The 22,056-nt window shown below is 70.3% G+C and carries 21 protein-coding genes; 9 read left to right on the top strand and 12 right to left on the bottom strand.

What is annotated here, in order from left to right:
• Positions 1-40 precede the first annotated feature (40 nt).
• On the bottom strand, positions 41-1,462 hold the full coding sequence (sufB, locus tag A3Q37_RS09290; protein ID WP_010070354.1) for a Fe-S cluster assembly protein SufB: 1,422 nt from the start codon (positions 1,460-1,462) through the stop codon (positions 41-43).
• The gene (locus A3Q37_RS09295; protein WP_065480635.1) at positions 1,459-2,202 is read right to left on the bottom strand and encodes a metalloregulator ArsR/SmtB family transcription factor; all 744 of its coding nucleotides are present in this window, start codon (positions 2,200-2,202) and stop codon (positions 1,459-1,461) included. Before A3Q37_RS09295 ends, sufB begins: the two co-directional genes overlap by 4 nt.
• Before the next feature lie 136 nt (positions 2,203-2,338).
• On the opposite strand from A3Q37_RS09295, the gene A3Q37_RS09300 reads away from it, so the two are divergent.
• The 3 genes from A3Q37_RS09300 to A3Q37_RS09310 all read left to right on the top strand — a co-directional run bounded on the left by A3Q37_RS09300 (position 2,339) and on the right by A3Q37_RS09310 (position 5,107).
• Positions 2,339-3,280 carry an ABC transporter ATP-binding protein gene (locus A3Q37_RS09300; protein WP_065480645.1) on the top strand — a complete coding sequence of 314 codons (942 nt, stop codon included), beginning with the start codon at positions 2,339-2,341 and terminating at the stop codon, positions 3,278-3,280.
• Positions 3,277-4,044 (top strand): ABC transporter permease, encoded by a 768-nt coding sequence (locus A3Q37_RS09305; protein WP_065480648.1) that lies wholly within the window; start codon positions 3,277-3,279, stop codon positions 4,042-4,044. The genes A3Q37_RS09300 and A3Q37_RS09305 overlap by 4 nt, the downstream gene beginning before the upstream one ends.
• Positions 4,045-4,120: 76 nt before the next feature.
• Positions 4,121-5,107 (top strand): heme A synthase, encoded by a 987-nt coding sequence (locus A3Q37_RS09310; protein WP_065480651.1) that lies wholly within the window; start codon positions 4,121-4,123, stop codon positions 5,105-5,107.
• A gap of 156 nt (positions 5,108-5,263) precedes the next feature.
• On the opposite strand, the gene A3Q37_RS09315 is transcribed toward A3Q37_RS09310, so the two are convergent.
• Positions 5,264-5,641: a hypothetical protein gene (locus A3Q37_RS09315; RefSeq protein WP_065480654.1), complete on the bottom strand. Its 378-nt coding sequence runs from the start codon at positions 5,639-5,641 to the stop codon at positions 5,264-5,266.
• A 92-nt stretch (positions 5,642-5,733) separates the two neighbouring features.
• Positions 5,734-6,687 carry a heme o synthase gene (locus A3Q37_RS09320; protein WP_078566396.1) on the bottom strand — a complete coding sequence of 318 codons (954 nt, stop codon included), beginning with the start codon at positions 6,685-6,687 and terminating at the stop codon, positions 5,734-5,736.
• 286 nt (positions 6,688-6,973) lie between these two features.
• On the opposite strand from A3Q37_RS09320, the gene tkt reads away from it, so the two are divergent.
• The 6 genes from tkt (at position 6,974) to A3Q37_RS09350 (ending at position 14,006) form a co-directional block, all read left to right on the top strand.
• Complete coding sequence (gene tkt / locus A3Q37_RS09325; RefSeq protein WP_065480658.1) at positions 6,974-9,061, top strand: transketolase; 2,088 nt, start codon at positions 6,974-6,976, stop codon at positions 9,059-9,061.
• A gap of 34 nt (positions 9,062-9,095) precedes the next feature.
• Positions 9,096-10,214, top strand: coding sequence for a transaldolase (tal, locus tag A3Q37_RS09330; RefSeq protein ID WP_065480661.1), 1,119 nt, complete (start codon positions 9,096-9,098; stop codon positions 10,212-10,214).
• 5 nt (positions 10,215-10,219) lie between these two features.
• Positions 10,220-11,752: a glucose-6-phosphate dehydrogenase gene (gene zwf / locus A3Q37_RS09335; RefSeq protein ID WP_032784434.1), complete on the top strand. Its 1,533-nt coding sequence runs from the start codon at positions 10,220-10,222 to the stop codon at positions 11,750-11,752.
• A complete protein-coding gene (gene opcA / locus A3Q37_RS09340) occupies positions 11,749-12,789 on the top strand; it encodes a glucose-6-phosphate dehydrogenase assembly protein OpcA (RefSeq protein WP_065480664.1) in 1,041 nt (346 codons plus the stop codon). Before zwf ends, opcA begins: the two co-directional genes overlap by 4 nt.
• Entirely contained in the window at positions 12,786-13,568 is a 783-nt protein-coding gene (gene pgl, locus A3Q37_RS09345; RefSeq protein WP_065480667.1) for a 6-phosphogluconolactonase, read from the top strand. Before opcA ends, pgl begins: the two co-directional genes overlap by 4 nt.
• 75 nt (positions 13,569-13,643) lie before the next feature.
• Positions 13,644-14,006, top strand: coding sequence for a VOC family protein (locus tag A3Q37_RS09350; RefSeq protein WP_065480671.1), 363 nt, complete (start codon positions 13,644-13,646; stop codon positions 14,004-14,006).
• 45 nt (positions 14,007-14,051) lie between these two features.
• On the opposite strand, the gene A3Q37_RS09355 is transcribed toward A3Q37_RS09350, so the two are convergent.
• From A3Q37_RS09355 to gap, 8 genes are all read right to left on the bottom strand, one after another.
• Positions 14,052-15,566, bottom strand: a complete 1,515-nt coding sequence (locus tag A3Q37_RS09355) for a PH domain-containing protein (RefSeq protein ID WP_065480674.1) — start codon at positions 15,564-15,566, stop codon at positions 14,052-14,054.
• Positions 15,563-16,069, bottom strand: coding sequence for a PH domain-containing protein (locus tag A3Q37_RS09360; RefSeq protein WP_065480677.1), 507 nt, complete (start codon positions 16,067-16,069; stop codon positions 15,563-15,565). The genes A3Q37_RS09355 and A3Q37_RS09360 overlap by 4 nt, the downstream gene beginning before the upstream one ends.
• Positions 16,070-16,073: 4 nt before the next feature.
• Positions 16,074-17,732 (bottom strand): glucose-6-phosphate isomerase, encoded by a 1,659-nt coding sequence (gene pgi / locus A3Q37_RS09365; RefSeq protein ID WP_065480679.1) that lies wholly within the window; start codon positions 17,730-17,732, stop codon positions 16,074-16,076.
• Between the two features lie 182 nt (positions 17,733-17,914).
• Entirely contained in the window at positions 17,915-18,250 is a 336-nt protein-coding gene (locus A3Q37_RS09370) for an RNA polymerase-binding protein RbpA (protein ID WP_073217477.1), read from the bottom strand.
• A gap of 111 nt (positions 18,251-18,361) precedes the next feature.
• Positions 18,362-18,595: a preprotein translocase subunit SecG gene (secG, locus tag A3Q37_RS09375; protein WP_010061274.1), complete on the bottom strand. Its 234-nt coding sequence runs from the start codon at positions 18,593-18,595 to the stop codon at positions 18,362-18,364.
• Positions 18,596-18,710: 115 nt separating this feature from the next.
• Positions 18,711-19,487 (bottom strand): triose-phosphate isomerase, encoded by a 777-nt coding sequence (gene tpiA, locus A3Q37_RS09380; protein ID WP_065480682.1) that lies wholly within the window; start codon positions 19,485-19,487, stop codon positions 18,711-18,713.
• Positions 19,488-19,493: 6 nt separating this feature from the next.
• A complete protein-coding gene (gene pgk / locus A3Q37_RS09385) occupies positions 19,494-20,705 on the bottom strand; it encodes a phosphoglycerate kinase (protein ID WP_065480684.1) in 1,212 nt (403 codons plus the stop codon).
• Positions 20,706-20,819: 114 nt separating this feature from the next.
• Complete coding sequence (gene gap / locus A3Q37_RS09390) at positions 20,820-21,830, bottom strand: type I glyceraldehyde-3-phosphate dehydrogenase (RefSeq protein ID WP_065480686.1); 1,011 nt, start codon at positions 21,828-21,830, stop codon at positions 20,820-20,822.
• Between the last annotated feature and the right edge of the window lie 226 nt (positions 21,831-22,056).

A 22,056-nucleotide genomic window follows, 5' to 3' on the forward strand; every position in this document is an offset into this window, starting at 1 on the left:
GCCGCGGACGGCCGCCCCGGGTCGTCCTCGGATGCGAGGACTAGCCGACCGAACCCTCCATCTGAAGCTCGATCAGCCGGTTGAGCTCCAGGGCGTACTCCATGGGCAGCTCCTTGGCGATCGGCTCGACGAAGCCGCGCACGATCATCGCCATGGCCTCGAACTCGGTGAGTCCGCGGCTCATGAGGTAGAAGAGCTGGTCCTCGGAGACCTTGGAGACGGTCGCCTCGTGGCCCATCGACACGTCGTCCTCGCGGACGTCGACGTAGGGGTAGGTGTCCGAGCGGGAGATCGTGTCGACGAGGAGAGCGTCGCAGAGGACGTTGGACTTCGCGCCCGGCGCGCCCTCGCCGATCTCGATCAGTCCGCGGTAGGACGTACGGCCGCCGCCTCGCGCCACCGACTTGGAGACGATGTTCGAGGAGGTGTTCGGGGCCATGTGGACCATCTTGGCGCCGGCGTCCTGGTGCTGGCCCTCGCCCGCGAAGGCGATGGACAGGGTCTCGCCCTTGGCGTGCTCGCCCATCAGGTAGACGGCCGGGTACTTCATGGTGACCTTGGAGCCGATGTTGCCGTCGACCCACTCCATGGTCGCGCCCTCGTAGGCCACGGCCCGCTTGGTGACCAGGTTGTAGACGTTGTTCGACCAGTTCTGGATGGTCGTGTAGCGGCAGCGGCCGCCCTTCTTCACGATGATCTCGACCACGGCGCTGTGCAGCGAGTCCGAGGAGTAGATCGGGGCGGTGCAGCCCTCGACGTAGTGGACGTAGGCGTCCTCGTCGACGATGATCAGCGTCCGCTCGAACTGACCCATGTTCTCCGTGTTGATACGGAAGTAGGCCTGGAGCGGGATGTCCACGTGGACGCCCTTGGGCACGTAGATGAACGAGCCGCCGGACCACACGGCCGTGTTCAGCGAGGCGAACTTGTTGTCGCCGACCGGGATGACGGTGCCGAAGTACTCCTTGAAGAGCTCCGGGTGCTCCTTCAGCGCGGTGTCGGTGTCCAGGAAGATGACGCCCTGCTCCTCCAGGTCCTCGCGGATCTGGTGGTAGACGACCTCGGACTCGTACTGCGCGGCGACACCGGCGACGAGGCGCTGCTTCTCCGCCTCGGGGATGCCGAGCTTGTCGTACGTGTTCTTGATGTCCTCGGGCAGGTCCTCCCAGGAGGCGGCCTGCTTCTCCGTGGAGCGCACGAAGTACTTGATGTTGTCGAAGTCGATGCCCGACAGGTCCGAGCCCCAGCTGGGCATGGGCTTCTTGTCGAAGAGCCTGAGGCCCTTGAGCCGCAGCTTCAGCATCCACTCGGGCTCGTTCTTCTTCTCCGAGATGTCGCGGACGACAGCCTCGGAGAGACCGCGCTTCGCCGCCGCGCCTGCCGCGTCGGAGTCGGCCCAGCCGAATTCGTACGTACCCAGACCCTCGAGCTCAGGGTGGGCAGTCTCCGTGGGGAGCGTCATGCGGGGTTCCTCCCGGCCGTGCTTGCAGATGCTGAATGGGTGGTCTGTGGGGGTGCTGCGTGGCCGCTGCGCGGCACATAGGTCGTGCACACGCCGTCGCCGTGGGCGAGGGTGGCCAGCCGCTGCACATGGGTCCCGAGGAGGCTGGAGAAGAATTCCGTCTCCGCCTCGCACAGCTGTGGGAACTGCTCGGCGACATGCGCCACCGGGCAGTGGTGCTGACACAGCTGTTCGCCCTGCTGCGGGCCCGGCGCGCTTCGCGCCGTAGCAGCGTACCCGTCGGCGGACAGGGCCTTGGCCAGGGCCTCGGTGCGCCCTTCGGGCTCCGCGGCCTCGACCGCCGCGCGGTACGCCTCGCCCATCGCGGCCATCCGGGCGCGGGCGAAGGCGATGACCGCCTCGTCCCCGCCGGATTCGGCGATGAAGCGCAGGGCGTCGGCGGCCAGCTTGTCGTAGGACTGGTCGAAGGCGTCCCGGCCGCAGTCCGTGAGGGCGAAGACCTTGGCGGGCCTGCCGCGGGTCCGTGCCCCGTACACCCGCTGTTCACGGGCTTCCACGACATCGTCGGTGACGAGGGCGTCCAGATGGCGGCGGACGGCGGCCTGGGTGAGGCCGAGACGCTTGGCAAGGTCCGCGACGGTGGAGGGGCCGTGGTCCAGGATGGAGCGCGCGACCCGGTTGCGCGTCGAGCGCTCACCGGTCGCGAGTTCCTCCTGAGGAGCCCGTCCGTCGTATTTCACAACACCATTGTTGCGTAATTCATTCGGCCCTGACAACCACGGTCCGAAACGATCTACGGTGTGGTTCGTCACTTAGGGTTACCTAATCTGGCCCCGGGACGGGGCCTCCCGAAGTGCCTGCCTAGACTGTTCCGCCATGGAGAACGAGCCCGTCGTACAGGTCACCGGCCTGGTGAAGCGGTACGGCGCGAAGACCGCGGTGAACGGCCTCGATCTGGTCGTCGCGGCCGGCGCGGTGACCGCCGTCCTCGGCCCGAACGGCGCCGGGAAGACCACCACCATCGAGACCTGCGAGGGCTACCGCCGCCCCGACGCGGGCACCGTACGCGTCCTCGGGCTCGACCCGGTCGCCGACGCGGAGCGGCTGCGTCCGCGGGTCGGGGTGATGCTCCAGTCCGGCGGCGTGTACTCCGGCGCCCGCGCCGACGAGATGCTCCGCCACATGGCGAAGCTGCACGCCCATCCCCTCGACGTGGACGCCCTGATCGAGCGCCTCGGCCTCGGCGACTGCGGCCGCACCACCTACCGGCGGCTCTCCGGCGGCCAGCAGCAGCGGCTCTCGCTGGCCCTGGCGGTCGTGGGCCGGCCCGAGCTGGTCTTCCTGGACGAGCCGACCGCCGGGCTCGACCCGCAGGCCCGCCGGTCCACCTGGGACCTGGTCCGCGAGCTGCGCGCCGACGGCGTGTCCGTGGTACTGACCACCCACTTCATGGACGAGGCCGAAACACTCGCCGACGACGTCGCGATCATCGACGCGGGCCGGGTCATCGCCCAGGGCAGCCCGGAGGAGCTCTGCCGGGGTGGCGCGGAGAACACCCTGCGCTTCACCGGCCGCCCGGGGCTCGACCTCGGCTCCCTCCTCAAGGCGCTGCCCGACGGCTGCGGGGCCGCCGAGCCGCTGCCGGGGACGTACCGGATCACCGGGAGCGTCGGCCCGCAGCTGCTGGCCACCGTGACCTCCTGGTGCGCCCAGCACGGCGTGATGCCCGACGGCATCGCGGTCGAGCGGCACACCCTGGAGGACGTCTTCCTCGAACTGACCGGAAAGCAACTGACCGGCAAGGAGCTGCGCGCATGAGCGCCGGTACGTACACCCCGCGCCCCGGCGCCGCCCCGCTCCCCCGGATGATCGCCGCGCAGACCGCGCTGGAGACCCGGATGCTGCTGCGCAACGGCGAGCAGCTGCTGCTGACGGTGATCATCCCGACGCTGCTGCTGGTGCTGTTCAGCGCGGTCGACATCGTGGACACCGGCGCGGGCGCGTCGGTCGACTTCCTGGCCCCGGGCATCCTGGCGCTCGCGGTGATGTCCACCGCCTTCACCGGCCAGGCCATCGCCACCGGCTTCGAACGCCGTTACGGAGTCCTCAAGCGGCTCGGGGCCTCCCCGCTGCCCCGCTGGGCGCTGATGACCGCGAAAACGCTGTCGGTGCTGGTCACCGAGGTGCTCCAGATCGTGCTGCTGACGGCGATCGCCTTCGCGCTCGGCTGGTCGCCCGAGGGCAACCCGCTCTCCGTACTGCTGCTCCTCGTCCTCGGGACCGCCGCGTTCTCCGGGCTCGGGCTGCTGATGGCCGGAACGCTGAAGGCGGAGGCGACGCTCGCCGCCGCCAATCTGGTCTTCCTGCTGCTGCTGGTCGGCGGCGGGGTCATCGTGCCGCTGGACAAGTTCCCGGACGCGGTGCAGTCGGCGCTGGGGCTGCTGCCCGTCTCGGCGCTCTCGGAGGGGCTGCGCGACGTCCTCCAGCACGGCGCGTCGATGCCGTGGACCCAGGCCGGGATCCTCGCGGTGTGGGCGGTGCTGGGGCTCGGCGCGGCGGCGAAGTTCTTCCGCTGGGAGTAGCGCGCGGCGGGGATCTTCACGGGCAAGCCGCCACGAACCACCCCCTCGTGAAAACGCGCACAAGCCCCGTCCTACGATGGTCCGCGTGGAAACCCCCATCTCCCTCATCGCCAAGCGCTGGACGCCGTCCACCCAGGTGGTGAAGCGCGCCGCGCTCTCCGCCGTCGTGATGAGCGTCTTCATCATCGTCACCGGCGGGGCCGTCCGGCTCACCGGTTCGGGGCTCGGCTGCGACACCTGGCCCAAGTGCACCGACGACAGCCTGTTCGCGACGCCCGAGCAGGGGCTGCACGGCGCGATCGAGTTCGGCAACCGGATGCTGACCTATGTGCTGTCGGCCGCGGTCGGCTGGGCGATCATCGCCGTCAGTTCGATGAAGCCGCGCCGCCGCAAGGTGACCCGGCTGGCCTGGTCACAGTTCTGGGTGGTGCTGGGCAACGCCGTGCTCGGCGGGATCACGGTGTGGGCGGGGCTCAACCCGTGGACGGTGGCCGGGCACTTCCTGCTGGCCAACGCGCTCCTCGCGGTCACCGTGATCACCTGGGTGCGGGTCGGCGAGGGCGACGGCCCGCCGCGGCCCCGGGCCCCGCTGCCGGTGCGCCGGCTGTCCTGGGCGATCCTCGCGACCACGGTCGTCCTGATCGTGCTGGGCACCTCGGTGACCGGTTCCGGCAAGCACGCCGGCGACAGCAGCGACGTACCGCGCATGCCGTGGGACTGGTCGGTCGCCGCGCATGTGCACGCCATCGCCGCCTGGGTGGTCTGCGCCCTGGCCATCGCGATGTGGCTGGCCCTGCGGGTGGTCGACGCGCCCGCCGACACCCGGGCCCGCGCCCGTGACCTGCTGCTCGTCCTGCTCGCCCAGGGCGCGATCGGGTACGTGCAGTACTTCAGCGACGTCCCCGAGATCCTGGTCGGCGTCCATATGTTCGGCTCGGCCATCCTGTGGATCGCCGTGATCCGCCTGGTCCTGAGCATGCGCGAGCGCGGCGACGACGCACCCGCCCCGCTGCCCGGCCCGTCCGCCGAGCGGCCGGAGACGGCACCGGCGACGGCCGTCTGAACAGACACACACGTACGACGGGTGATGGGCGGCGGGCCGGGGGGCCGCCGCCCATCACTCGTGCTCCACGCCCCAACGGGCGAGCCCCGGGTCAGGTGTTGCCCGAGGGAGTGTCAGGACGCTCCCCCGGACGGGACACCGTCCGGGACGGAAGCCTCAGCTGTCGTTGGAGGGGCCGCCGACCTGGATCCCGGCCATCCGGGACCACTCGTAGGGGCCGGTGCGGACCTTGAGCGCGAACTCGCCGTCGAACTCGTCGTGCATCGTGATGCCGGACTTCGTCGCCGCGCTCTCGGCCACCGCGTAGGTCGGGGCCACGAGGTCGCCCCAGGCGCCGTCCTGGCCGACCAGGACGATGCGGGCGCCCGCCTGGCCGATGTAGGCGAGCTGTCCCTCCGCGCCGCCGTGCTCCTTGGCGAAGGCGCCGATCTCGCGGGCGAGCTTCGCCGCCCTGCGCCCGTCGCGCGCCGCCTTCCTGGCGTCCGTCCGTGAGGTCTGCTCGGTGTCCGCTGCGTCTGCTGCCGTCTCTGCCATGAACAGGATGCTACCGACGGGTAGATGAACTGGCGACGGGCGGGTCACGTGGCTTGTGCCACGCGACCCGCCCGTACACAAGAAGCGGGGGGTCAGCGGAGGAAGGGGTCCACCGCGACGGCGAGGAAGAGGAGCGAGACGTAGGTGATGGACCAGTGGAAGAGCCGCATCTCCTTGAGCTTGGCCCCGGTCACCCCGGCCTTGGCGCGGTTCTGGAGGCCGTGGGCCTCCCAGAGCCAGGCGCCGCCGGAGAGCAGCGCCACCGCGGTGTAGAACCAGCCGGTGTAGCCCAGCGGGGTGAGCAGCAGCGAGACCCCGACCATCACCCAGCTGTAGAGGACGATCTGCTTGGCGACCACCCGGTTGGTGGCGACGACCGGGAGCATCGGGACGCCGACCCGGGCGTAGTCGTCCTTGACCTTCATCGACAGCGGCCAGTAGTGCGGCGGCGTCCAGAAGAAGATGACGGCGAAGAGGATGACGGCGGCCCAGGAGACCGTGTTCGTCACGGCCGACCAGCCGATGAGGACCGGCATGCAGCCCGCGATGCCGCCCCAGACGATGTTCTGGGAGGTGCGGCGCTTCAGCAGCATCGTGTAGATGACGACGTAGAAGAGCAGCGCGCCGAGCGCGAGGGCGGCCGACAGCCAGTTGACGAGCAGTCCGAACCAGAGCGTGGAGAACACCGCGAGGCCGATGCCGAAGGCCAGGCATTCGCGGGGGCTGACCATGCCCGTGACCAGCGGACGCTGGGACGTACGGTCCATCAGCGCGTCGATGTCCCGGTCGATGTACATGTTGAGCGCGTTGGCGCCGCCCGCGGAGAGGTATCCCCCGATGGTGGTCGTGAGGACGAGCCACAGGTCGGGTACGCCCTGGGCGGCGAGGAACATCACCGGAACGGTGGTGATGAGCAACAGCTCGATGATCCGTGGCTTGGTAAGCGCCACGAATGCCTTGACGCGGGCCCCGAACGGGCGATGGCCCCCTGGGCTGGGAGTCAAGGCGACCCCTGCGGGTCGGGACTCGACGGCCGTCACGCACACCCCTGACAGAGAAATCCCAGCAAGCTCCGGGCTCAGCGGCCCTTGTGAAGACTTGCGCGAACTCGACCACTCTAGACGTTGGGGATACACCGCCCTTCGCGGGGGTGGGGTCGTGTTGAGGGTGACTGTTCGCCGGATGTCCATTCCGTCGGGAGGCGAACTCCACGGGTCGCCCACACCCTGGAAAGTGCTCGGAAACTGTGCCCGGCAACGGGGGTAGGCTCGACAGCGCCCGGTGCGGTAACGGTCACCGGTTTACAACAGTGGAGAGGAGCCCTGACTCAGGGTGAGCATCAAGCCGACCACCACAGACCTCCAGTGGACCGATGTGGACCAGCGGGCCGTGGACACCGCCCGCGTCCTCGCTGCGGACGCCGTACAGAAAGTCGGGAACGGCCACCCGGGCACGGCGATGAGCCTGGCTCCTGCCGCGTACACCCTGTTCCAGAAGGTGATGCGGCACGACCCCGCGGACGCCGAGTGGACCGGTCGCGACCGGTTCGTCCTCTCCGCCGGCCACTCCAGCCTGACGCTCTACATCCAGCTCTACCTGGCCGGCTACGGGCTGGAGCTGGACGACCTGAAGGCCTTCCGCACCTGGGGCTCCAAGACCCCGGGCCACCCGGAGTACGGCCACACCACCGGTGTCGAGACGACGACCGGGCCGCTGGGCCAGGGTGTCGCCAACGCCGTGGGCATGGCGATGGCCGCCCGCTACGAGCGCGGCCTGTTCGACCCCGAGGCGGCCCCCGGCACCTCCCCGTTCGACCACATGGTGTGGGTCGTCGCCGGTGACGGCTGCCTCCAGGAGGGCATCTCGGCCGAGGCGTCCTCGCTGGCCGGGCACCAGAAGCTGGGCAACCTGGTCCTGCTCTGGGACGACAACCACATCTCCATCGAGGGTGACACGGAGACCGCGGTCTCCGAGGACACCATCAAGCGGTACGAGGCGTACGGCTGGCACGTGCAGCGTGTCGACCAGCTGCCCAACGGCGACCTGGACCCGGCGGGTCTGTACGCGGCGCTCCAGGCGGCCAAGGCCGAGACCGAGCGCCCCTCGTTCATCGCGGCCCGCTCGATCATCGCCTGGCCCGCCCCGAACGCGCAGAACACCGAGGCCGCGCACGGCTCGGCGCTCGGCGACGACGAGGTCGCGGCGACCAAGCGGGTCCTCGGCTTCGACCCGGAGCAGACCTTCGAGGTCTCCGACGAGGTCATCGGCCACACCCGTGAGGCCCTGGACCGCGGCCGCGAGGCCCGTGCCGAGTGGGACAAGTCGTTCGCCGCGTGGCGCACGGCCAACCCGGAGCGCGCCGCCTCCTTCGACCGGATCGCCGCGGGCGAGCTGCCCGAGGGCTGGGAGGAGAAGCTCCCGGTCTTCGAGCCCGGCAAGGGCCTGGCCACGCGTGCCGCGTCCGGCAAGGTGCTCCAGGCGCTGGGCGAGATCGTGCCCGAGCTGTGGGGCGGCTCCGCCGACCTCGCGGGCTCGAACAACACGACGATCGACAAGACGTCGTCGTTCCTCCCGGCGGGCAACCCGCTGCCGGAGGCCGACCCGTACGGCCGGACGATCCACTTCGGCATCCGCGAGCACGCGATGGCCGCCGCCATGAACGGCATCGCGCTGCACGGCAACACCCGCATCTACGGCGGCACCTTCCTGGTGTTCTCCGACTACATGCGCAACGCGGTGCGGCTCTCCGCGCTGATGCACCTGCCGGTGACGTACGTGTGGACGCACGACTCGATCGGTCTCGGCGAGGACGGCCCGACCCACCAGCCGGTCGAGCACCTGGCCTCGCTGCGCGCCATCCCGGGCCTGAACATCGTGCGCCCGGCCGACGCCAACGAGACCGCCATCGCCTGGCGCGAGATCCTGCGCCGCTACACCAAGGTGTTCGGCAAGGGCACCCCGCACGGTCTGGCGCTGACCCGCCAGGGTGTGCCGACGTACGAGGCGAACGAGGACGCGGCCAAGGGCGGTTACGTCCTCTTCGAGGCAGAAGGCGGCGAGCCGCAGGTGCTGCTCATCGCGACCGGTTCCGAGGTGCACGTGGCCGTCGAGGCGCGCGAGCAGCTCCAGGCGGCCGGTGTGCCGACCCGGGTGGTCTCGATGCCGTCCGTCGAGTGGTTCGAGGAGCAGGACCAGGCGTACAAGGACAGCGTGCTGCCGCCGTCGGTGAAGGCACGCGTCGCCGTCGAGGCGGGCATCGGCCTGACCTGGTACCGGTACGTGGGCGACGCCGGCCGGATCGTCTCGCTGGAGCACTTCGGGGCCTCGGCGGACGCGAAGGTGCTGTTCCGCGAGTTCGGCTTCACGCCCGAGCACGTGGCCGCCGCCGCCCGGGAATCCCTCGAAGCCGCAGCGCGCTGACGCCGGTAGATACCACTAGTAGGAGATGCAACTCATGACAGACGCACTCAAGCGCCTCTCCGACGAGGGCGTGGCGATCTGGCTCGACGACCTGTCGCGCAAGCGGATCACGTCCGGCAACCTGGCCGAGCTGATCGACCAGAGCCATGTCGTCGGCGTCACCACCAACCCGTCGATCTTCCAGAAGGCGATCTCCTCGGGCGACGGTTACGAGCAGCAGCTCACCGACCTCGCCGCCCGCAAGGTCACCGTCGAGGAAGCCCTGCGCATGATCACGACGGCGGACGTCCGCGACGCCGCCGACATCCTGCGCCCGGTCTTCGACGCCACCGGCGGCCAGGACGGCCGGGTCTCCATCGAGGTGGACCCGCGCCTGGCGCACAACACCGTGGCCACCGTCGCCGAGGCCAAGCAGCTGGCCTGGCTGGTCGACCGGCCGAACACGCTCATCAAGATCCCGGCCACCAAGGCGGGCCTCCCGGCGATCACCGAGGTCATCGGCCGGGGCATCAGCGTCAATGTGACGCTGATCTTCTCGCTGGAGCGCTACCGCGCGGTCATGGACGCCTACCTGGCGGGCCTGGAGAAGGCGAAGGCCGCGGGCCTGGACCTCTCCAAGATCCACTCGGTGGCGTCGTTCTTCGTGTCCCGTGTGGACACCGAGATCGACAAGCGGCTGGACGCGATCGGCTCCGACGAGGCGAAGGCCGCCAAGGGCAAGTCCGCTCTGGCCAACGCGCGCCTGGCCTACGAGGCGTACGAGGAGGTCTTCTCCTCCGACCGCTGGGCGGCCCTGGACAAGGCGCGGGCCAACAAGCAGCGTCCGCTGTGGGCCTCGACCGGTGTCAAGGACCCGTCGCTGAAGGACACGCTGTACGTCGACGAGCTGGTGGCGCCGAACACGGTGAACACCATGCCGGAGGCGACCCTGGACGCGGTGGCCGACCACGGCGAGATCACCGGCGACACCGTCACCGGCGGCTACGACCAGGCGCGTGCGGACCTGGACGCCGTCAAGAAGCTCGGCATCTCCTACGACGACGTCGTACAGGTGCTGGAGGACGAGGGCGTCGAGAAGTTCGAGGCGTCCTGGAACGACCTGCTCAAGTCGACCGAGGCGGAGCTTTCGCGCCTCGCCCCCTCGGAGGGCTGACCACTTTGTCTGCTGTTCCCGGAGCCAACCCGCTCCGTGACGCACAGGACCGACGGCTCCCGCGTATCGCGGGGCCGTCGGGCCTGGTCATCTTTGGCGTCACGGGCGATTTGTCCCGTAAAAAGCTGATGCCTGCCGTCTACGACCTGGCCAATCGCGGTCTGCTGCCGCCGGGCTTCTCGCTCATCGGCTTCGCGCGCCGCGACTGGGAGGACGAGGACTTCGCCCAGGTCGTCCACGACGCCGTCAAGGAGCACGCCCGTACGCCGTTCCGTGAGGAGGTCTGGCAGCAGCTCATCCAGGGGATGCGCTTCGTCCAGGGCAACTTCGACGACGACGAGGCGTTCGAGACGCTGAAGGCGACCATCGAGGAGCTGGACAAGGCGCAGGGGACGGGCGGCAACTTCGCCTTCTACCTCTCCGTGCCGCCGAAGTTCTTCCCCAAGGTCGTCCAGCAGCTGAAGAAGCACGGCCTGGCCGACCAGAAGGAGGGCTCCTGGCGGCGTGCCGTCATCGAGAAGCCGTTCGGTCACGACCTGGCCAGCGCGCAGGAGCTCAACCAGCTCGTGCACGACGTCTTCCCGCCCAACGAGGTCTTCCGGATCGACCACTACCTGGGGAAGGAGACGGTCCAGAACATCCTGGCGCTGCGGTTCGCCAACACGATGTGGGAGCCGATCTGGAACCGGTCCTACGTCGACCACGTACAGATCACGATGGCCGAGGACATCGGCATCGGCGGCCGGGCCGGCTACTACGACGGCATCGGCGCCGCCCGTGACGTCATCCAGAACCACCTGCTCCAGCTGCTGGCGCTGACCGCGATGGAGGAGCCAGGCTCCTTCCACCCGAAGGCCCTGGTCGCCGAGAAGCTGAAGGTGCTCACCGCCGTCGAGCTGCCCGAGGACCTCGGTCTGCACACGGTGCGCGCCCAGTACGAGCACGCCTGGCAGGGCGGCCAGGAGGTTCTCGGCTACTGCGAGGAGGACGGCATCGACCCCAAGTCGACGACCGACACCTACGCGGCGATCAAGCTGACGATCAACAACCGCCGCTGGGCGGGCGTGCCGTTCTACCTCCGGACCGGGAAGCGGCTCGGCCGCCGGGTCACGGAGATCGCGGTCGTCTTCAAGCGCGCGCCGTACCTCCCCTTCGAGTCGAGCGCGACCGAGGAGCTGGGCGGCAACGCACTGGTCATCCGGGTCCAGCCCGACGAGGGCGTCACCGTGCGCTTCGGCTCCAAGGTGCCCGGCACCTCGATGGAGGTCCGGGACGTCACGATGGACTTCGCGTACGGCGAGTCGTTCACGGAGTCCAGCCCGGAGGCGTACGAGCGGCTCCTCCTGGACGTCCTGCTCGGCGACGCCAACCTCTTCCCCCGCCACCAGGAGGTCGAACTCTCCTGGACCATCCTCGACCCGATCGAGGAGTACTGGGACAAGCACGGCAAGCCCGCGAAGTACGCGGCCGGCACCTGGGGTCCGGCCGAGGCCGACGAGATGCTCGCACGTGACGGACGGAGCTGGAGGCGGCCATGAAGATCGATCTCACGGAAACCACGTCCAGCAAGATCAACCAGGCGCTGGTCTCGGCCCGCCGGGCGATCGGCACCCCCGCCATCGGCATGGTGCTCACGCTGGTCATCGTCACCGACGAGGAGAACGCGTACGACGCGCTCAAGTCGGCCGGTGACGCCTCGCGCGAGCACCCCTCGCGGATCATCGCGGTGATCAAGCGGGTCAGCCGCTCGCCGCGGGCCCGCCGGGACGCCCGCCTCGACGCCGAGGTTCGGGTCGGTTCCGACGCGGGCACCGGCGAGACCGTCGTCCTGCGCCTCCACGGCGAGCTGGCCAACCACGCCCAGTCGGTGGTCCTGCCGCTGCTGCTGCCGGACGCCCCGGTCGTGGTGTGGTGGCCCGAGGACGCCCCCGCCGACCCGGCGAAGGACCCGCTCGGGGCGCTGGCCCAGCGCCGGATCACCGACACCTACTCGGCGGAGCTGCCGCTCGACGAGCTGGCGGTGCGGGCCGCGACGTACAGCCCCGGCGACACCGATCTGGCCTGGACCCGGATCACGCCGTGGCGCTCGATGCTGGCCGCCGCGCTGGACCAGCAGCCGGCCGAGGTGATCGCCGCGACCGTCGAGGGCGAGAGCGACAACCCGAGCTGCGAACTGCTGGCCATGTGGCTCGCGGACCGGCTCGGTGTCCCGGTGGAGCGCACGCTCTCCCAGGGCCCCGGTCTCACCGCGGTCCGGATGGAGACGAAGAACGGCGTCATCGTCCTGGACCGGGCCGACGGTTCGCTGGCCACGCTCTCCATGCAGAACCAGCCCGACCGCGCGGTGGCGCTCAAGCGCCGGGACACCGCCGAGCTGCTGGCGGAGGAGCTGCGCCGGCTCGACCCGGACAACACCTACGCCTCGGCGGTGAAGTTCGGCGTCGACAAGCTGCACTCGGGCGGCGAGGTCACGGCCAAGCCGATCGACAGCGCCGCGGACAAGGCGGACAAGGCCGCCGGGGCCAAGGCTCCCGCCGCGAAGAAGGCCCCGGCCAAGAAGGCGGCCTCCAAGTGACGCCTCCCCAACTGGTCGTCCACCGCGACAAGGAGCTCATGGCCCAGGCCGCGGCGGCCCGGCTGATCACGAAGATCGTGGACGCCCAGGCCTCCCGGGGCCACGCCTCGGTGGTGCTGACCGGCGGGCGCAACGGCAACGGCCTGCTGGCCGCGCTCGCCGCCGCGCCCGCCCGGGACGCGGTCGACTGGTCGCGCCTGGACCTGTGGTGGGGCGACGAGCGGTTCCTGCCCGAGGGCGACCCGGAGCGCAATGTCACCCAGGCCCGCGAGGCGCTGCTCGACGCGGTGCCGCTGGACCCGGCCCGGGTGCACGCGATGCCCGCGTCCGACGGGCCGTACGGCGACGACGCGGATGCCGCGGCGGCCGGTTACGCCGGTGAACTGGCCGCCGCCGCGGGGCCCGAGGACCACGGCCCGGTGCCCACGTTCGACGTGCTGATGCTGGGCGTCGGCCCGGACACGCATGTGGCCTCGCTCTTCCCGGAGCTGCCCGCGGTACGGGAGACCGAGCGCACCGTCGTCGGTGTGCACGGGGCGCCCAAGCCGCCGCCGGTCCGGGTCTCGCTCACGCTGCCCGCGATCCGCGCGGCGCGTGAGGTGTGGCTGCTGGCGGCGGGTGAGGACAAGGCGGAGGCGGCGGCCATCGCGCTGTCCGGGGCCGGGGAGATCCAGGCCCCGGCGGCGGGCGCGTACGGCCGCAGCCGCACGCTGTGGCTGCTGGACGCGGCGGCGGCCTCGCAACTGCCGCGCGCGCTCTACCCTCCGGCCTCTGCCTGAGCGTTGACACCCTCGAAGGCCCGGCCCGCTTTTTTCCTGAGCGGTCCGGGCCTTCGGCGTGAAAGGCTCGCCCCCATGGTGCATATCGGAACCGTGGTGATGGGCGCGACCGACGTGAGCAGGGCCGCCGCCTTCTGGAAGGCCGCGCTCACGTACACCGAGCGTGAGCCCGGGACGGACGACTGGGTGGTGCTGGTCCCGGTCGAAGGGCCCGGCGTCGGCGTGGCGTTGGGGCGCTCCACCTCCCCCGTCCAGGAGGTCCCCCGGGTCCACCTGGACCTCTACTCGGACGAGCAGGAGGCGGAGGTGGAGCGGCTGATCGGGCTCGGGGCGACCAGGGTCGCGTGGGAGCTCTATCCGCCGGACCCGGACTTCGTGGTGCTCGCCGACCCCGAGGGCAACCGCTTCTGCGTCATCGACACGACGCACGGGGGCTGACGGGCCTCAGGCGTCCTTCCGGGAGCGCTCTGTGGCTGACCGGCCTCAGACGTCCTTCCGGGAACGCTCCAGGAAGGGTTCCAGCAGCCCCGGGACCGCCTCGGCGGCGAAGGTCAGGCCCTCGGACGCGTCGGTGTCGTACGCCGTGTACGCGCCGCCCCCGGCTGCCGTGGTGGCCGTGACGCTCAGCAGGCCGGCCCGGCGCTGGAAGAAGGACTGCTTGACCGTCCAGCCGATCACCCCGGCCCGTTCCAGCGCTGCCGTGGAGCGGCGGAGCGTACCGGAGCGGGTGACCAGATAGCGGCCGGAGAGCGCGTGGCCGAGGCCCCGGTACGCGTCCAGGGCGAGCGCCACCGCCACGGGGACGGCCACCACCGCGCAGCCGAGCGCGATCCACAGCAGTACGGGGGTGAGGAGCGCCCCGAGGAGGGTGAGGAGCAGGACCGGAGCGAGGGCGGCGGCGAGCGACCAGCGCAGTCGGCGGGCCCGGGCGGCGCGGGGGTGCGGGGTGAGCGCCGTGCCGGTCGGGGTGTCCGTCTCGCGCAGGACGTCGGCGGCGACGGTGTCGGCCCGGGTCCGGGGCGCGGCCGGGAGCAGGGTGTTGTGGTCGGCGTTCCTGGCCTCGTGGTCCTTGGCCAGGCCGGTGGTGATGGCGTCGAGGCGGGCCGCGCCGAGCAGCCGGACGCCCAGCGGCTCGACCAGGTCGACGCCGCGCAGCCGGGCCTCCTCGACGGAGATGGACCGGGAGGTGAAGAGCCCGCGCCGCACCCGCAGCGTGCCGCCCGGTTCGCGCTCCAGGCGGTAGTTCCACCACATCTCGATCCAGAGGCCGAGCGCCCCGACGACACCCGCGACCAGGGCGGCCAGGACCAGGACGACGATCATCCAGAGCAGCGGGGTGTCCCGGAAGCGGTCGCCGACCCACTCGATGACGTCGCCCTGGGCCCCGACCCAGTCGCTGACCTGCATCACGGCCCCGGCGGCGGCCCCGCCGAGCATGGGGGCGACGAAGGAGACCGGGGCGTAACGGATCCAGTGCGGGTCCAGGACGGCCAGTTCGCCCTCGTGGTGGACGCCTGTCGGCGCGGTGGCGGCGCGGTCCAGGAGGAGGCGGCGCAGCCGTTCGCCCTCGGCGCGGGTGACCGGGTCCAGTTCGAGGGTGGACTCGGAGCCCTGTTCGCCGGTGCCGATCCTGACGGTGACCAGGCCGAGGAGGCGGAGCATCGGGTTGGCGGTGAGGTCGACCGTACGGATGCGGTCGCGGGCCAGGGAGCGGCGCTTGACGAGGAGGAGGCCGGTGTGGAGGTCGACGTGCTCCTGGCCGATGCGGTAGCGGGTGCGGTGCCAGCGGACCCGGTCGGCGCCCGCCGCGACCCCGATGACCAGGACGGCTCCGGCGAGCACCTGGAGCACGGCGACGGGGAGGCTGGACCAGCGGGTGAGCCCGAGCGTGAGGGGGACGGCGGCGCCCGCGACGACCCCCGCCACGACGAGCGCGGTGACCAGGACCGTACGGGGGTCGAGGCGGCGCCAGTCGGCGGGCGGGGCGACGGTGCTCATGTGGCGTCGCCGGGGGTGTCGCGGGTGATGCGGGTGAGCCGCTCGGCCAGGTCGGCGGCGACCTCGTGGTCCAGGCCGGCGATCCGTACCGCGCCCTTGGCGGAGGCGGTGGTGACCGTGACGGTGGCGAGCCGGAAGAGCTGCTCCAGCGGGCCCCGTACGGTGTCCACGGTCTGGATCCGGGACATCGGGGCGATCCGCCACTCCTGCCAGAAGTAGCCGGTGAGGACGTACACCGCGTCCTCGGTGACCTCCCAGCGGTGCGTACGGAACCACCACAGGGGGAAGAGGACGGCGGTCGCCGTGCCCGCCGCGGCCAGGACCGCGGCGGTCAGCAGCAGCCAGAAACGGGCCGGCCCGATCAGCGCGCCCAGCACCGCGAGCGGCACGACGGGCGCGGCGGTCAGCAGCAGCCACTGGGCCCGCCACCAGCCGACGGCGCGCTCGTTCAGCGTGTTGCGCGGCGGCCGCAGCCGGACCGTCTCCCCCTCCCCCTGCGGCATCGGCTCAGCGCCCCCGCAGGGTGCGGTAGGCGTCGACCAGGGCGGCGGTGGAGCTGTCGAGCTGCCCGGCGTCCGCGCCGCCGTCACCGGTCAGCAGCGGTTCGATCTTCTTGGCGAGGACCTTGCCGAGCTCGACGCCCCACTGGTCGAAGGAGTCGATGTTCCAGATGGCGCCCTGGACGAAGACCTTGTGCTCGTACAGCGCGATGAGCTGGCCGAGGACCGAGGGGGTCAGCTTGTCGGCGAGGATCGTCGTCGTGGGGTGGTTGCCCCGGAACGTCTTGTGCGGGACCAGCTCCTCGGGTACGCCCTCCGCGCGGACCTCCTCGGGCGTCTTGCCGAAGGCGAGAGCCTGGGTCTGGGCGAAGAAGTTGGCCATCAGCAGGTCGTGCTGGGCGATCAGCCCGGGCAGCAGGTCGTGGACCGGGGCGGCGAAGCCGATGAAGTCCGCCGGGACGAGCTTGGTGCCCTGGTGGATCAACTGGTAGTAGGCGTGCTGCCCGTTGGTGCCGGGCGTGCCCCAGACGACCGGGCCGGTCTGCCAGTCGACGCGGTCGCCCTCGCGGTCGACGGACTTGCCGTTGGACTCCATGTCGAGCTGCTGGAGGTACGCGGTGAACTTGGACAGGTAGTGGCTGTAGGGCAGCACCGCGTGCGACTGGGCGTCGAAGAAGTTGCCGTACCAGACGCCGAGGAGGCCCAGCAGGAGCGGGGCGTTCTCCTCGGCGGGGGCGGTGCGGAAGTGCTCGTCGACGAGGTGGAAACCGTCGAGCATCTCGCGGAAGCGGTCCGGGCCGATGGCGACCATCAGCGAGAGGCCGATCGCGGAGTCGTAGCTGTAGCGGCCGCCGACCCAGTCCCAGAACTCGAACATGTTGGCCGTGTCGATGCCGAACTCTTCGACCTTCTCGGCGTTGGTCGACAGCGCCACGAAGTGCTTCGCGACCGCGTCCTGACCGGCCCTCAGCTCGGTCAGCAGCCAGTCCCGGGCGGAGGTGGCGTTGGTGATGGTCTCGATCGTCGTGAACGTCTTCGAGGCGATGACGAACAGCGTCTCGGCCGGGTCGAGGTCGCGGACGGCCTCGTGGAGGTCGGCGCCGTCGACGTTGGAGACGAAGCGGAGGGTGAGGTCGCGGTCCGTGAAGGAGCGCAGCACCTCGTACGCCATGGCGGGGCCGAGGTCGGAGCCGCCGATGCCGATGTTGACGATGTTCTTGACGGGCTTGCCGGTGTGGCCGGTCCACTGCCCGGAGCGGACCTGGTCGGCGAAGGCGGCCATCTTGTCCAGGACGGCGTGCACCGCGGGCACGACGTTCTCTCCGTCGACCTCGATGACCGCGTCGCGCGGGGCACGGAGCGCGGTGTGCAGGACCGCCCGGTCCTCGGTGGTGTTGATCTTCTCGCCGCGGAACATCGCGTCCCGCAGCTCCGCGACGCCGGTGGCGGCGGCGAGCTCGCGCAGCAGGCGCAGCGTCTCGTCGGTGACCAGGTGCTTGGAGTAGTCGAGGTGGAGGTCGCCGACCCGCAGAGTGTAGGCGGTGCCCCGCTCCGGCTGCCGCGCGAACAGCTCGCGCAGCCGGGGTGCGCCGAGCTCCTCACGGTGCTTGGCGAGAGCCGTCCACTCGGGTGTCTGGTTGAGCTTGGTTCGGCTTGCTGCGTTCATCCGGGATATCAGCCCACTTCTTACTCGTCATCAGCATCCCCGCTGCCCCTCCAACCTAATTGATCGTGGAGGCCGACGGCGTGGAGCGGGACAGTGGCGCGGGAACGCGATACGGCCGGACACCCGTGGGGTGTCCGGCCGGTGAACGACTGGGGTTTCCGTGGAGCTGTGCGGGGAGATGGTCAGATCTCGCCGCGGAGTTTGGCCAGTGCCTCGGCGAGGATCGCCTCGCCGTCCTCGTCGCTGCGCCGCTCGCGTACGTACGCGAGGTGCGTCTTGTACGGCTCGGTGCGGGGCGGGTCGGGCGGGCTGTCCTTGTCCTGGCCGGCCGGGAAGCCGCAGCGCGGGCAGTCCCAGGTGTCCGGCACCTGCGCGTCATGGGCGAAGCTCGGCTGCGTCTCGTGCCCGTTCGAGCACCAGAAGGAGATGCGGAGGCGCGGCGCCGACTCGCCCCGCTCGGCCTCCCCCATCGGCCCCGCTCCGACCCGGCTTCCCCGGATCGCGTTGCCACTTGCCACGGTCGTAACTCCCTGCGTGATGGTGCTCGAAGGATGCCTCAGTCTACGTAAGGCCCAACGTGCGTCCAGTGGAAGGAGTTACACCGTTACCGGAATCGCGGAACGGGTCGTTCAGTCGAGCTTGATGAGCAGACCGAGGACGACGATGCAGGCGAACCAGACCAGACCTACCACCACGGTGATCCGGTCGAGGTTACGCTCGGCGACCGAGGAGCCACCGACGGAGGACTGCATTCCGCCACCGAACATGTCGGAGAGGCCGCCGCCCTTGCCCTTGTGCATGAGCACCAGCAGCATCAGCAGCAGGCTGAAGACGATCAGGGCGATCTGGAACGCCAGAATCACGGCTGGTCCCTACTTTCCGGATTTCTCGAATACTGCCTGTACGTACAGCGGGGGCCGGAGGGTGACCACCCCCTCGGCCCCCGCAAGGGTACGACGGATCGGCGCTACCGCATACTCACTGGTCGCGGAAGCGGACGATCTTGACGAACTCGTCGGCGTCCAGTGCGGCGCCGCCGATGAGGGCGCCGTCGACGTCGGGCTGCGCCATGATGGCGGCGACGTTGCCGGACTTGACGGAGCCGCCGTACTGGATGCGGACGGCGTCGGCCAGCTCCTGCGAGTACAGCTCGGCAAGACGGCCACGGATCGCGCCGCAGACCTCCTGGGCGTCCTCGGGGGTGGCGACCTCGCCGGTCCCGATGGCCCAGACCGGCTCGTAGGCGATGACGATGGTCTCGGCCTGCTCGGCCGGGATGTCCTTCAGGGCGCCGTCGAGCTGCGCGAGGGTGTAGGAGACCTGGTCACCGGCCTTGCGGATGTCCAGGCCCTCGCCGACGCAGAGGATCGGGGTCAGACCGTGCTTGAAGGCGGCCTTCACCTTCGCGTTGCAGATCTCGTCGCTCTCGCCGTGGTACTGGCGGCGCTCGCTGTGGCCGACGGCCACGTAGGTGCAGCGCAGCTTGGCGAGCATGGGGCCGGAGATCTCACCGGTGTACGCGCCGGAGTCGTGCGCCGAGATGTCCTGGGCGCCGTACTTGATCTTCAGCTTGTCGCCGTCGACGAGGGTCTGCACGGAGCGCAGGTCGGTGAAGGGCGCCAGGACGGCGACCTCGACGTCCTCGTAGTCCTTGTCGGTCAGCGCGAAGGAGAGCTTCTGGACGTGGGCGATGGCCTCGAGGTGGTTGAGGTTCATCTTCCAGTTGCCCGCCATCAGCGGGGTGCGGGTGGTCATGAAAGGTCAGTCCTCCAGTGCGGCGAGCCCGGGAAGCGTCTTGCCCTCGAGGTATTCGAGGCTCGCGCCGCCACCGGTCGAAATATGTCCGAAAGCATTCTCGTCGAAGCCCAGGATGCGGACGGCCGCGGCGGAGTCGCCACCGCCGACGACGCTGAAGGCCGGGGAGTCGACGAGCGCCTGGGCGACCGCGCGGGTGCCGTCGGCGAAGTCGGGGTGCTCGAAGACGCCCATCGGGCCGTTCCAGAAGACGGTGGCCGCGTCGGCGAGCTTCGATGCGTAGAGCTTGTTGGTCTCGGGCCCGTTGTCCAGCCCCATCTGGCCGGCCGGCATGGCGTCGGCGGCGACGGTGGTGGGGTGGGCCGGGGCCTTGGTCTTCAGGTCGGGGAAGGCGGGGGCGACGACGACGTCGACGGGGAGGACGAACTCCACGCCCTTCTCCTCGGCCCGGCGCAGGTACTCCCGCACGGCGGGGATCTGGTCCTCCTGGAGCAGCGAGCTGCCGACCTCGTAGCCCTTGGCCTTGAGGAAGGTGTACGCCATGCCGCCGCCGATGAGGATGCGGTCGGCCCGCTCCAGCAGGTGGTCGATGACGCCGAGCTTGTCGGAGACCTTGGCGCCGCCGAGGACGACCGCGTACGGGCGCTGGACGTCGGTGGTGAGCTTCTTCAGGACGCCGACCTCGGTGGCGATGAGGTAGCCCGCGTAGTGCGGCAGCCGGGCCGGGAGGTCGAAGACCGAGGCGTGCTTGCGGTGTACGGCTCCGAAGCCGTCGCCCACGTAGACGTCGGCGAGCTCGGCCAGCTGGTCGGCGAAGGCGCCGCGCTCGGCGTCGTCCTTGGAGGTCTCGCCAGGGTTGAAGCGCAGGTTCTCGATGACGGCGACCTGGCCGTCGGCGAGGCCGGCGACCGTGGCGCGGGCGGACTCGCCGACCGTGTCGGTGGCGAAGGCGACGTCGGCGCCGAGGAGTTCGCCCAGGCGCGCGGCGGCGGGCGCCAGCGAGAACGCCGGGTCCGGGGCGCCCTTGGGGCGGCCGAGGTGCGAGGCGACGACGACGCGCGCGCCGGCCTCGGCGAGCTTGGCGACCGTCGGGAGGACGGCGCGGATGCGGCCGTCGTCGGTGATCGTGGTGCCGTCGAGCGGCACATTGAGGTCGGCGCGGACGAATACCCGCTTGCCCGCGACCCCTTCGGCGAGAAGTTCGTCGATCGTCTTCATCTGGTCTTCCGTTACTCCTTGCAAGGACGGATGAACATGCTAAGAGGCTCGACCGGCGCGTCGTTGCGCCGGTCGAGCCCCTAGCTCACATCGTTGTGCCTGCCGACCCGAGGATCAGAGCTGCTCGCCGACGAAGACCGTGAGGTCGACGAGGCGGTTGGAGTAGCCCCACTCGTTGTCGTACCAGCCGAGGATCTTCACCGAGTCGCCCTCCTGGACCATGGTCAGGGAGGCGTCGAAGGTGCAGGACGACGGGTCGCCGACGATGTCCGAGGAGACGATCGGGTCCTCGGTGTACGTCAGGAAGCCCTTGAGGGCGCCGTCGTCGGAGGCCTTCTTGAACGCGGCGTTGACCTCGTCCTTGGTGACCTCGCGCTGGAGGGTGACGACCAGGTCGGTGGCGGAGCCGGTGGGGACCGGGACGCGCATCGCCATGCCGTCGAGCTTGCCCTTGAGCTGCGGGAGGACCAGGGCGGTGGCCTTCGCGGCACCGGTGGTGGTCGGGATGATGTTCTCGGCGGCGGCGCGGGCGCGACGCAGGTCCGAGTGCGGGAAGTCCAGGATGCGCTGGTCGTTGGTGTACGCGTGGACCGTCGTCATCAGGCCCTTGACGATGCCGAAGTTCTCGTCGAGAACCTTGGCCATCGGCGCCACACAGTTGGTGGTGCAGGAGGCGTTGGAGATGACGTTGTGCTTGGCCGCGTCGTACTGGTCCTGGTTGACGCCCATCACGATGGTGATGTCCTCGTCCTTGGCCGGAGCCGAGATGAGGACCTTCTTGGCGCCGCCCGCGATGTGCTTCTCGGCGTCGGCCTTCTTGGTGAAGATGCCGGTCGACTCGATGACGATGTCGACGCCCAGCTCACCCCAGGGGATGTCGGCCGGGTTGCGCTCGGAGAGCACCTTGATGGTGTGACCATCGACGGTGATGGTGTCGGCGGTGTGGCTGACCTCTGCCTTGAGGCGGCCCAGGATGGTGTCGTACTTCAGCAGGTGGGCCGTGGTCGCAGTGTCACCCAGGTCGTTGACAGCCACGATCTCGATGTCCGCACCCTGCTCGAGCAGCGCGCGGAAGTAGTTGCGACCGATGCGGCCGAAGCCGTTGATGCCTACGCGGATCGTCACGAACCGATCTCCTCGTTAGGTACGCCGGTTTTCGACGCCGGCGAGTTGTATAGGGATGTCCCCGACCGCTTCCGACCCTACCTCTCCACGAGCCGGGGAGTGACATCGAGAGGGCCCCTACGCGCCACCGGATACGGCGGAAGGCCCGTACTCGCCAGTAGGGAGTACGGACCTCCGTTTCGCCTGCCGGGACGTGGGTCCCGGTGCCCCGGGACCGAGGTCCCGG

Origin of the sequence: Streptomyces sp. PTY087I2 (genome assembly GCF_001687325.1) — a bacterium.
Taxonomy (GTDB): domain Bacteria; phylum Actinomycetota; class Actinomycetes; order Streptomycetales; family Streptomycetaceae; genus Streptomyces.

Coding starts and splice junctions, on each gene's coding strand:
- sufB (WP_010070354.1), bottom strand. CDS start 1,462: ATGACGCTCCCCACGGAGACTGCCCACCCTGAGCTCGAGGGTCTGGGT.
- A3Q37_RS09300 (WP_065480645.1), top strand. CDS start 2,339: ATGGAGAACGAGCCCGTCGTACAGGTCACCGGCCTGGTGAAGCGGTAC.
- A3Q37_RS09305 (WP_065480648.1), top strand. CDS start 3,277: ATGAGCGCCGGTACGTACACCCCGCGCCCCGGCGCCGCCCCGCTCCCC.
- A3Q37_RS09310 (WP_065480651.1), top strand. CDS start 4,121: ATGGTCCGCGTGGAAACCCCCATCTCCCTCATCGCCAAGCGCTGGACG.
- A3Q37_RS09315 (WP_065480654.1), bottom strand. CDS start 5,641: ATGGCAGAGACGGCAGCAGACGCAGCGGACACCGAGCAGACCTCACGG.
- tal (WP_065480661.1), top strand. CDS start 9,096: ATGACAGACGCACTCAAGCGCCTCTCCGACGAGGGCGTGGCGATCTGG.
- opcA (WP_065480664.1), top strand. CDS start 11,749: ATGAAGATCGATCTCACGGAAACCACGTCCAGCAAGATCAACCAGGCG.
- A3Q37_RS09350 (WP_065480671.1), top strand. CDS start 13,644: ATGGTGCATATCGGAACCGTGGTGATGGGCGCGACCGACGTGAGCAGG.
- A3Q37_RS09355 (WP_065480674.1), bottom strand. CDS start 15,566: ATGAGCACCGTCGCCCCGCCCGCCGACTGGCGCCGCCTCGACCCCCGT.
- A3Q37_RS09360 (WP_065480677.1), bottom strand. CDS start 16,069: ATGCCGCAGGGGGAGGGGGAGACGGTCCGGCTGCGGCCGCCGCGCAAC.
- pgi (WP_065480679.1), bottom strand. CDS start 17,732: ATGAACGCAGCAAGCCGAACCAAGCTCAACCAGACACCCGAGTGGACG.
- tpiA (WP_065480682.1), bottom strand. CDS start 19,487: ATGACCACCCGCACCCCGCTGATGGCGGGCAACTGGAAGATGAACCTC.
- pgk (WP_065480684.1), bottom strand. CDS start 20,705: ATGAAGACGATCGACGAACTTCTCGCCGAAGGGGTCGCGGGCAAGCGG.